Source organism: Natronococcus sp. CG52, assembly GCF_023913515.1.
GTDB lineage: Archaea > Halobacteriota > Halobacteria > Halobacteriales > Natrialbaceae > Natronococcus > Natronococcus zhouii.
Genome location: NZ_CP099391.1, coordinates 302,978 through 312,183, shown reverse-complemented (window position 1 = coordinate 312,183; position 9,206 = coordinate 302,978). Strand labels below are relative to the sequence as shown.

Sequence of the window (9,206 nt, the reverse complement as noted above, 5' to 3'; positions counted from 1 at the left end):
TAAATCCTGTTTCAGGCGTTCTGACGGCTAACAACGGACGAGCTCGAGATAACAACGACACGAATTCCGAGACGATGTCCGCGGTGAATCGCGACACTCTACTCGTCGTAATCCCCGAGCGTCTGATCGATCGTTCCGGCGCGGTGACGCGTTGATAGCCCCGCGAGGTGGGGCGTTTCGGGAACGATCAGCTCCTCGCAGGCGGTCCGGCAGGCGCTCGTACTCCCCGGGAGGCAGAACACCGGCGTATCGACCGCGATCCCGGCTGTCGCCCTCGAGGCCATCGCGCGGGTGCCGACCTCGTCCCACGAGAGCGAGCGGAACAGTTCGCCGAAGCCCGGCAGTTCGCGCTCGAACAGTGACGCGGTTGCCTCGGGAGAGACGTCGTCGGCCGTGACACCGGTCCCGCCCGTCGTACAGACGACGTCGATGTCCTGGCGGGCGACGAGTCCGCGAACTGCCGTCCGGATCGAAGAGTAGTCGTCGCGCACCAGTACGCGCTCCTGTACCTCGTGGCCCGCCGATTCGAAACAGTCCCGAATCGTATCGCCGCCCGGATCGTCCGGGTTGGATTCCGCGGCGCGCGAACTCGAGACGGTGACGATCCCGACGTACAGCGGGTCGATAACGTCGTGGCCGTGGTCGTCCGTGCTCCGTCGATCCGCTCTATCAGCAGTCATGTGCGTATCTCCATACTGGGGGGCGATAAGCGCTTCCCCGGATGCGCAGCGCGATCATTCACGGGACGCTCCTTCCGTCTGCTCGGTCCCTGAGATCGTCACCGTCTCGCCCATACTCGTCGGCGCGGGGTTCTCGTAACCGGCCCAGTCGTCGTCCATCTCCGAATCGGTCAGGAGACAGTCGTCGAGTCGGGATTCGAGATCGTCCCACTCGAGGTTGCGACCGATGAGCGCCAGTCGATTCTCGCGGTCACCCCACTCCACGCCCCACGAGAGATCGGGCTGGCCCTGGCGGAAGGTCTCCTGGCGTTCCTCGGAGAAGCTGGCGATCCAACGGCCGGTGACCTCGAGCGTCGTCTCCGTCCCAGCGAAGCTCATCGTGATGGCCTGCTTCTCGCGGCCGGCGATCCACGCGAGTCCCTTTGCGCGCACGAGGCCGTCGGGGAGTGATCGCAAGAGCGACGCGAAGCGGCCGGGATGAAACGGTCGGCGGCGGTGATACGTCTCGACGTCGATACCGTACCGCTCGGGTGGGTGTGCGTGATCGGGTTCGTGATCGTGGTCGTCACCGTGTTCGTGGCTGTGATCGTCGCCGCGTTCACGGTGGTGATCGTGGCCTTGCTCCCCGTCGTGGCTGTGTTCGTCAGCCTCGTCGCGATCGTCCGCGTCGGTCTCGATCGCCCGCTTCCAGCCCGCCGACTCGCGGGCGGCACTGAAATCGAAGTGGTCGCCGCCGAGGAGGAGCTCGAGGTCGACGGCCCCGTGCTCGGTCGTCACGATCTCCGCGTCGGGTTGAAGCGCCTCGAGCAGCGCTACGACTCGCTCGCGTTCCATTTCGTCGACCAGGTCGCACTTGTTGACGACGAGCAGATCGCAGAACTCCACCTGCTCGAGCAGCAGGTCCGCGAGGGGTCGCGTCCCGGTTTCGTCGGGACCCTGACGAACCGGCGTCCCGTCGGCGTCGGCGAATCGATCGTAGAACCGCCGAGCGTCGACGACGGTCACGACGGCGTCGAGATCGTACGGTCCGCCCGCGGGGCCGCGAACGAACTGCTGGGCGATCGGCTCGGGTTCGCCGACGCCCGACGCCTCGATCACGAGGTGGTCGAACTCGTGTTCCTTCCAGAGCTGGATCACGGCTCGCGACAGTTCGCCGCCGAGGCTACAGCAGATACAGCCGTTCTCGAGGGCGACGACCTCGTCGCCGGTCTCGAGATCGGTGCGCGCTTCCACGAGGTCCGCGTCGACGTTGACCTCGCCGACGTCGTTGACCAGGACGGCGATCTCACGGTCTGCGGACTCGAGCAGGCCCGAGAGCAGCGTCGTCTTCCCGGCGCCGAGTTCGCCACAGAGGATGGTTACCGGAACGGACATCTACTCGTTCGCGAGCGCGAGTTCACGTCGGTCTTCCGGTTCGAACGGATCGTCGAAGGTCGACCAGTCCTCGTCCTCGAACTCCGCGTCGGTCAGCACGCACTCGTCGAGTCGATCGATCAGGGGCTCTTCGTCGAACTCCCGGCCGATGAAGACGAGTCGGGTCATCCGGTCGCCCCACTCCTCGTCCCAGTCCTCCTCGAGGCCGGGTCGGGCGGCGAAGTACTGCTCGCGTTCGGCTTCGGGGAGGGTCGCCAGCCACTGGCCGGACGGACCGGCGCGGACGGACGTCCCCGCTTTGTCGACTCCCATCGCGACGTCTTCGCGGCCGGCGCTCCAGAAGAACCCCTTCGCGCGGATCAGCTCGTCCGGCAGGTCGGCGAGCAGGCCGGCGATCCGCTCGGGACGAAACGGCCGGTCGTGCTCGTAGACGAACGAGGTAACGCCGTGCTCCTCCTGCGGATCGTGGTGGTGTTCGTGCTGCAGTTCGTGCTTCCAGCCCGCCGAGTTCGACGCCTCCCGGAAATCGAACCGGCCGGTGCCGAGTATCTCGGCCGGGTCGACGTCGCCGAACTCGGTCCGAACGAGTTTCGCACGCGGCTGAAGGCGCTCGAGGACGGTTTCGATCTCCTCGAGCGCCTCGTCGGGGACGAGATCGGACTTGTTCAACAGGAGGACGTCGCAGAACTCGATCTGATCGAGGAGGACCTCCTCGGGAACGCGGCCCGAATCGCCGGAGAGTTCTTCGCTCGCGAGCGCCTCGCCCGAATCGAACGACTCCCAGAAGCTGTGGGCGTTGACCACCGTCACCATCGTATCGAGGTCGTAGGTGCCGGTCGGATCGAAGTCGGCGTCCTCGAAGCCCATCGCGAACGTCTGGGCGACCGGAATCGGCTCCGAGATCCCCGAGGACTCGACCAGCAGGTAGTCGAACTCGCGGCGGTCGGCGAGCCGACCGACCTCCTCGAGCATGTCGCCGCGGAGGCGACAGCAGATACAACCGTTCGACATCTCGATGATCTCTTCCTCGCCGCCCAGGTCGGACTGCTGGGTAACCTGTTCGGCGTCGACGTTGACCTCGCCCATATCGTTGACGACGACGGCGACGTCGAGGCCGTGGTCGGCGGTCAGCACGCGGTTGAGTACGGTCGTCTTCCCCGCACCGAGACTCCCGCTCAGAACGGTCACCGGAATGCGCTCGTCAGTCATAGACCGATTGTGAATACGAACCCACCTCTTGTTAATGTTAGTTATTTCTACCACTATAAGACTTAATGACGAAATTTATTAATTCGTGTATAGGTCTTGGTATGCGCCCGTCGTTAGCGTCTCGATGCCGGAGGAACTACTCGAGCGACTCGGCGCCCACGCGGCGCCCGCGAGTATACGGGCCGCAGCGAAGTCGTCCGCGAGAGCGCCGGATCGCTGCTCCCGGATTCGAGGACGACCGCCTCAAGGACGCCTACCTCGCCGGAACCGTCAGCGTGCTCTACGATTTCGGAACGCCGTGTATCGAACGTCGCGTCACGGAGCTTCGCCACGAGTTCGACGCTGCCGTCGCAGCGAACGATCACAGCCACGTCGACGACTACTGTCTGGATCTGTTCGTTCTCGAGGCCGAACTCGAGGAAATCTCGTCGTTCGTCGGCAAGCTGTGGGCCGTCGGCGGCGTCGAGAGCGTCGACTACTCGCTCGTTTCGCTCGACGCCGTCGGTCAGTTGCCGGAAAACCGATCCGGAGTTCGAAGCGTCTCGAGTCGCTCATCGAGTAGGTAGTCTTCACACCAGTTGGTACCGACGCGCTGTCCGTGCTTCGGCTCGCGGAACCGAATCTCCATTGTTCCGGTTGCGGCCTCGGAGACGAAGATCAGATAGCGGTTGTCGTTGACCGGATCGCAAACGCCGAAGTACTCGGCGCGATCGTCGTACCCTCGTCGATCGTAGCCGTCTCGCCGTCGGCGCGTACTGACCGTCTCGAACGCGACCGTCCCGTCACCCTTCCGACACGCAGTCTTGGACTGGATTCTGTGGAATCCGTCAGCCAACCTCGATGACCAGATCGTACGGCTCGTTGTCGTACGCCGGGACGAGAACGGGAACGTCGCGCACCACGAACGTCACTTGCATGATCGCTTCCGTCGCCCGGCTGCGCTTCTGTGGCTCCTCGAGTTCCTCGTAGCACGCCGGTCGATCGGACAGACGCCGATTCGCCACCTCTTCCGGTATAAACTACCGGACTCCCAACTGACGGGTTGTCCCGGTAGCAAGAGTGGAAGGCGTCTTCGCGACGAAAGGGGGCCGGAAAAGACCGGGCCAGGATCGAACCCGCCTGTTTCGATGATTTCACTCCCGAGTTCGATCGGAGCGAACGCTCTCTCACGAGGAACGGTGAAAAACAGCGCCAAAGCCAGGACTCGAACCTGGGACAACCTCGTTAACAGCGAGGTGCTCTACCATCTGAGCTACTTCGGCTTACTTCCACGTTGTCGTGGGTATTTGATAGGGCTTTCGCTTTTCCTCCTGCGAGTTCGACACCCTTTCACGCACCGCTCGAGTACTCGGTGGCGATGAGCGAGGAGGACGCCGACCGCGACGATAGCGAGCCGGACGAGCCGAGCGACGACGACGAGACCGAGTTCGAGAGCGTCGTTGCCCGGATTCACGACCGCGTCGATCCCGACGAGGAGGAACGGGCGCGATTGCGCGAGGTCGCGGCGACGCTCACCGAGCGAGCCGAAGCTGCGGCGACCGAACTGTGCGCCGACGCCGACGTGATACAGGTCGGCTCGACCGCGCGCAACACTTGGATCAGCGGCGACCGCGACATCGACGTCTTCGTCCGCTTCCCGCCCAAACTCGAGCGAGACACGCTCGAGCAGTACGGACTCGAGGTCGGCCACGCGACGCTCCCCGACGGCCACGAGGAGTACGCCGAGCATCCCTACGTCAAGGGCGAGCGGGAGGGGTTCGACGTCGACGTCGTTCCGTGTTTTCGGCTCGAGTCGGCGACCGAAATCCGGTCGGCCGTCGACCGCACGCCCTTCCACACCCGGTATCTCGAGAAACGGCTCGACGACGAACTCGCGGACGACGTCCGACTCACCAAGCAGTTCCTGAAGGGAATCGGCGTCTACGGCAGCGACCTCCGGACGCGCGGATTCAGCGGCTACCTCACCGAACTGCTGGTCGTCGAGTACGGCGGCTTTCGCCCGCTGCTCGAGGCCACGGCCGACTGGCAGCCGCCGGTCGAACTCGACCCCGAGAATCATGGCCAGGCGACGTTCACAGATCCGCTCGTCGTCATCGATCCGACCGATCCGGAGCGCAACGTCGCCGCCGTCTGCTCGGCCGCGAACGTCGCCCGGTTCCAGCACTACGCCCGGAAGTTCCTCGAGGAGCCCTCCGTCGATCACTTCGATCCCCGTGATCCGGATATCCTGACCGCCACGGCGCTCCGCGACCACCTCGAGCGCCGTGCCACGACGCCCATCGCTATCCGATTCGACAGTCCGGATCTCGTCGACGACCAGCTCTACCCTCAGCTTCAGAAGTCCCTTGAGGGGATCACGAACGGTCTCGACGATCGCGGCTTCGACGTCCTCCGAGCGACGACGTTCGCCGACGATGCCGCCGTCGTCTTCGTCGAACTCGCCGTCAGCGAGCGACCGGCGGTCGAACAACACGTTGGCCCGCCCGTCCACGTCCGCGACCACGCTGAAGGCTTCTACGGGTCGTATGCGGACGACCCCGACGCCTACGGCCCGTTCATCGAGGGGGGCCGCTACGTCACGGAGCGCGAGCGCGAGTTCACTACCGCCCGTGCCTTCCTCGAGAGCGGTCGGCTCTTCGACGTCGGACTCGGCGCTCACGTGGAGACGGCGCTCAATGACGGCTACGAGGTACTGGTCGGTACCGAAACGTCGGCCCTGCTCCCCGAGTTCGAAACCGCGCTCGCAGAATACTTCGATCCGCGCCCCTGAGTTCGACCGCCGTCGACTCAGTCGAGATCCAGTTCGAGGTCGTGCGCGTCGGCGACCTCCCCGAGCACCTCGGTCGTCTCCGCACCGCGTTCTCCGTCCGGCTCGATCGGCTCTCGTCCGTCGAACGTCTCGTGAACGAGAGCGACGCTGTCGGCGAGCACGTCCAGTCCGTAGCCCCCTTCGAGGACGAACGCGAGCGCCGCATCCGTGGTTTCGGACAGCGTCCGGAGCCGGTCGGTCATCAGCGCGTACGCCTCCGTCGAGAGGCGGATCCGCGAGATCGGATCGTGACGGTGCGCGTCGAACCCCGCACTGACGAGCAGCAGGTCGGGATCGTAATCCTCGAGGGCCGTCGAAATCGGTCCCTCGAGCGCGTCGAGATAGCCGATGTCGTCCGTTCCGGCCGGCATCGGGACGTTCATCGTCGTTCCCTCGCCGTCTCCGTCACCGATCTCGTCGACGTCACCGGTACCGGGGTATAGCCCTTGCTCGTGAAGCGAGACGAAGAACACGTCGTCGCGCTCGTAGAAGATGTCCTGCGTTCCGTTGCCGTGATGGACGTCCCAGTCGACGATCGCGACCCGATCGACGTCGCGGGTATCGAGGACGTGCTGGGCGGCAACCGCGGCGTTGTTGACGAAGCAAAAGCCCATCGCGTCGTCGTAGACCGCGTGATGGCCCGGCGGACGTCCGAGCGAGAACGGCGTCTTGCGACCATCTGCGCCGTCGAGTGCCGCTTCCGCGGCCCAGCAGACGAGCCCGACGCTGTGTCGAATCGCGTCCCACGTCTCCTCGACGGCGGTGGTGTCGGGGTCCCAGCTGCCGCCGCCGTCGGCGCAGAACTCCTCGACCGACTCGAGGTACGCACGCTCGTGGACGCCCTCCATCACGTCGATGCCGAGCGGATCGCTCTCGACGTACTCGACGCCGTGTTTCTTCTTCAGTCGTTCGCGGATCGCGCGCAGTCGGTCCGGGGCCTCCGGATGGCGTGACCCGGGATCGTGTGCGAGACAGACCTCGCTGTAGCCAAACTGCATCTCACTCGAACAACGAGAAGTACGTCTCGATGTCGTCGTCGGTGATCGTTCGACGGTCGGCGTGTCGAGCGAGGATCGCCGACGCTCGAGCGACGTTGTCGGCGTAGTCCTCGAGGATGTCCGCGAGCGCGATCCGGGCATCCATCGCCACGCGGTACCGGTCGTCGATCTCGAGACGCGCGATGCGGTCGACGGGAGCGACCGGTAGCTCGAGGTCGTCCTTCTCGACGACGACACCGACCTCGAAGTCTTCGGCCATGAGCGTCTTCCGGCCGTCAGCGGTCGCTCGCTCGGCGGCGTCGATCGCGAGCTCGCTTCCGTGCTCCTGGATGCGCTTTGCGAGTTCCTCCGATGCGTCGGCACTCACCCGAAGTTCGCCCGCGTTCCGCCGAATAATCGTATCTACCGGGGCGAACGGGAGTTCGACGTTCATATCATCATAGCCGGAGCTAACTCCCTTAACGCTTTTCCTCCGAATTCGGCGCTGCTTACCGCCTCAGAACACGTCGTTTGCCTCGAGTCGGCCGTCGCGGACGACCCCTCGGGCGGTTAGCTCCTCGCCGAGTCCGACGTCGGCGTCGGTGACGACACTCATCGTCGTCTCGCCGTCGTCGAGAACGACCGGGCTACCCGCCTGGACGACGACCCCGGTGAACTCGATCTCCTCACCGTCGCTCGGATCGTCCGTCGCATCTGCCGATGCGGTGTCGTCATCACCATCGGCCGCCGATCCGGCGTCGGTTTCCGCCTTCGTACTCGACCCGTCGTTCCCCTCGGCGAACGCGGACAGACCCGCGTTCCCGTCTTCGGACCGATCTCCATCGCTCTCGTTCGAGGCCGCGGAGTCGGACTCGAGGACCGTGATCGTCGACTGCCAGCCCGCAGAAGCCTCGAGGTCGTCCTGCCAGCCGTCCTGGATATCGACGTCGCCCAGCGCGACCTCGTCGCCCGGTCCGACGTCGACGTCGGCCTTCTCGCCCCAGAGCGCGACGCGGATGTCACCGGTCGCGTCCTGGACGCGAATGTTCCGAACCTGTCCTTCGGAGCCGTCGTCGCGGTCGAACGTCCGCTTCGGGTCGGCCGAGCGGACGACGCCCGCGATGTCGACGGTCTGTCCGATCTCGAGGTTCTCGATGGGCGTGCTCTCCGGAACGTACTCGACCTCCGCGTCGACCTCCTCGACCGCGCCGCGGTTGCCGACGTGCAGTTCGAGCGTGCCGTCGCGCTCGCGGACGTAGCCGTCGACGACCTCGACGGTGTCGCCGGCCGCGAGCTCCTGCGATCGGTCGGCCCGTTCGTCCCACAGCGTGACTCGCACGCGCCCGGTCGAGTCGCCGACCGTGAGGTTCGAGACCTTCCCCTCGGAGCCGTCGTCGCGGTCGAACGTGCGCACGCTGTCGGTGTCGAGAACGACGCCGACGAGGTTGACGTTCGAGAGCCCCAGCGAGAGCGCCTCGACGGTGTGCGTATCCGAGACCTGGACGTCGATTTCGGTGTCCGGATCGGGCTCGACGTCGTCGACGCTCACCTCGACGCCGCTGAACCCCTCCTTCGGACGGCCCTTGATCCGCAGCACCTGGCCCTCCTCGAGTTCGCCGATGGCTGCCTCGGCGTGCTCGTCCCAGAACGCCGCGCGGACCGCTCCCGTCTCGTCGGCGACCTCGACGTTGACGACGCGGCCGTCCGCGTCCTCGCCGTCGCGCTCGAAGGTTCGCATCTCCCCGATGTCGATCACCTTGGCGACGAACTTCGCCTCCTCCATGCCGGGTTCGACGTCGGCGACGCCGCCGACCTCGCTCTCGCCAACCTCGTGAGCGATGAGCATCGCCGCCGTCTCTTCGTCTGCGAGTCCCCCCATCTGCTCGACTTTCGCCTCGACGGCCTCGCGAAACTCCTCGAGAGAGACGTCGGCCTCGAGGTCTTCGTATACGCCCTCGATGTCGCTCATTCTATGTTCGTGCATGAGTAGCCCGCGCATAAGCGTTGTTCATTCGCTATCTTCGGGACGGGGTCCGAACGGGGACCGTGGCGTTGCGAGGGGCCGCCGGTACCCTGTTCGTCGGCGATCATGCTATCGCTGGCCTCGCCTCCGTATATAAACTCGCGGGCGGCTCGAGTGACAATCACACCCCAGAA

At 65.3% G+C, this 9,206-nt stretch carries 10 protein-coding genes and 1 tRNA gene; 2 read left to right on the top strand and 9 right to left on the bottom strand.

Annotated features, from left to right (window positions below; all coding sequences use genetic code 11):
• Positions 1-98: 98 nt before the first annotated feature.
• From NED97_RS01570 to NED97_RS01560, 3 genes are read right to left on the bottom strand one after another with little or no spacing between them, the layout of a single operon-like run.
• Complete coding sequence (locus NED97_RS01570; RefSeq protein WP_252488985.1) at positions 99-680, bottom strand: MogA/MoaB family molybdenum cofactor biosynthesis protein; 582 nt, start codon at positions 678-680, stop codon at positions 99-101.
• Positions 681-734: 54 nt separating this feature from the next.
• Positions 735-2,054 carry a CobW family GTP-binding protein gene (locus NED97_RS01565; protein WP_252488984.1) on the bottom strand — a complete coding sequence of 440 codons (1,320 nt, stop codon included), beginning with the start codon at positions 2,052-2,054 and terminating at the stop codon, positions 735-737.
• Complete coding sequence (locus tag NED97_RS01560; protein WP_252488983.1) at positions 2,055-3,263, bottom strand: GTP-binding protein; 1,209 nt, start codon at positions 3,261-3,263, stop codon at positions 2,055-2,057.
• A 101-nt stretch (positions 3,264-3,364) separates the two neighbouring features.
• Between NED97_RS01560 and NED97_RS01555 the strand changes: the two genes are divergently transcribed.
• Positions 3,365-3,829, top strand: a complete 465-nt coding sequence (locus tag NED97_RS01555) for a CopG family ribbon-helix-helix protein (RefSeq protein WP_345781219.1) — start codon at positions 3,365-3,367, stop codon at positions 3,827-3,829.
• Here the strand turns inward: NED97_RS01555 and NED97_RS01550 are convergent.
• From NED97_RS01550 to NED97_RS01545, 3 genes are all read right to left on the bottom strand, one after another.
• Positions 3,769-4,098 (bottom strand): group I intron-associated PD-(D/E)XK endonuclease, encoded by a 330-nt coding sequence (locus tag NED97_RS01550; RefSeq protein ID WP_345781218.1) that lies wholly within the window; start codon positions 4,096-4,098, stop codon positions 3,769-3,771. The two genes, NED97_RS01555 and NED97_RS01550, sit on opposite strands and share 61 nt — an antisense overlap.
• A complete protein-coding gene (locus NED97_RS23195) occupies positions 4,091-4,267 on the bottom strand; it encodes a PDDEXK-like family protein (RefSeq protein WP_345781217.1) in 177 nt (58 codons plus the stop codon). Before NED97_RS23195 ends, NED97_RS01550 begins: the two co-directional genes overlap by 8 nt.
• A 185-nt stretch (positions 4,268-4,452) precedes the next feature.
• Positions 4,453-4,525: transfer RNA gene (locus NED97_RS01545), tRNA-Asn, on the bottom strand.
• Between the two features lie 95 nt (positions 4,526-4,620).
• Here NED97_RS01545 and cca point away from each other — a divergent pair.
• A complete protein-coding gene (cca, locus tag NED97_RS01540) occupies positions 4,621-6,033 on the top strand; it encodes a CCA tRNA nucleotidyltransferase (protein ID WP_252488982.1) in 1,413 nt (470 codons plus the stop codon).
• A gap of 17 nt (positions 6,034-6,050) precedes the next feature.
• On the opposite strand, the gene NED97_RS01535 is transcribed toward cca, so the two are convergent.
• The 3 genes from NED97_RS01535 to NED97_RS01525 form a co-directional block, all read right to left on the bottom strand.
• Positions 6,051-7,070 carry a histone deacetylase family protein gene (locus NED97_RS01535; protein WP_252488981.1) on the bottom strand — a complete coding sequence of 340 codons (1,020 nt, stop codon included), beginning with the start codon at positions 7,068-7,070 and terminating at the stop codon, positions 6,051-6,053.
• A 1-nt stretch (position 7,071) separates the two neighbouring features.
• The gene (locus tag NED97_RS01530; protein WP_148857083.1) at positions 7,072-7,503 is read right to left on the bottom strand and encodes a histone; all 432 of its coding nucleotides are present in this window, start codon (positions 7,501-7,503) and stop codon (positions 7,072-7,074) included.
• 63 nt (positions 7,504-7,566) lie between these two features.
• On the bottom strand, positions 7,567-9,018 hold the full coding sequence (locus tag NED97_RS01525) for a single-stranded DNA binding protein (protein WP_252488980.1): 1,452 nt from the start codon (positions 9,016-9,018) through the stop codon (positions 7,567-7,569).
• Positions 9,019-9,206: the final 188 nt, after the last annotated feature.